Here is a 791-nt window from a genome sequence, read left to right as displayed (position 1 = left end):
TCGGGCGCCGGCACGGGCGCGCTGCGCGCCGGCGTGCGGCGCGGCTCGGCGCGCAGGGTCAGCACCGCGCCCTCCGCCGTCTCGGCCGCCGGCGCCTGCCCCAACTCGCGCAGCCGCAGCAGCAGTTGGTCCGGCGAGAGCGGGGAGACCAGCACCGTGGGCGCGATCCGGCGCAGCCGCAGCGGCTCGCACCGCCGGTCCGCCAGCAGCTGCCCCAGCGCCGTCTCGTCCTCGGACCGCAGATAGCTGGCCGCCGCGCCCACCCGCAGCCGGCCGTGTCGCCTGGCCACGTCGTCCACCAGGTAGTCCAACGGCTGCGGCACCGGCGTGCGGGAGACCTCGGCGAGGAACGCGTGCAGCTCGTCCGTGGTCAGCCCGGCGTCCAGCGCCCGGCGGACCGACGCCGGCGTGAACCGGTAGACCGTGGCGCCGCCGGTGGACTCCACGTCGGCGGCCAGCGCCATCGTCGCCCTCAGGTCACGGCGGAGCGGGCCCGGCGCGATCGCCGTCAGGTCGGCCTGGAGCAGCACATGGTCCACCGGCTCGGGAAAGAGCGGCGCCAACGCCTCGGCGGCCGCCGCCGGTTGGGGCGGCTCCTCCAGCAGCGGGCGGGCGTGGGAGGCCAGCGCGCCGCGCCCGGTGACGCCCAGCGTCTCGGCCTCGGCGAGCGCGGCGGCGGTCAGCCGTTCCCTGGCCTCGTCGGTCAGCCGGCGCGGCCACTCCCAGTCCAGCCGGCGGCGCACCGCGACCGGATCGGCCGCGCCGCCCGGCGGCAGCGCGGCCAGCAGCCC

1 protein-coding gene is annotated in these 791 nt (G+C 79.1%); it reads right to left on the bottom strand.

Features of this window, described 5'->3' with window-relative positions; genetic code table 11:
• Positions 1–791 (bottom strand): helicase-associated domain-containing protein (locus tag EBN88_RS30070; RefSeq protein WP_199742546.1); only part of this gene is annotated, 791 nt, incomplete at both ends.

Source organism: Streptomyces triticirhizae (assembly GCF_003696235.1).
GTDB lineage: Bacteria > Actinomycetota > Actinomycetes > Streptomycetales > Streptomycetaceae > Streptomyces > Streptomyces triticirhizae.
The sequence above is the reverse complement of the archived record's forward strand: the minus strand, read 5'-3'. Positions and strand labels throughout refer to the sequence as shown.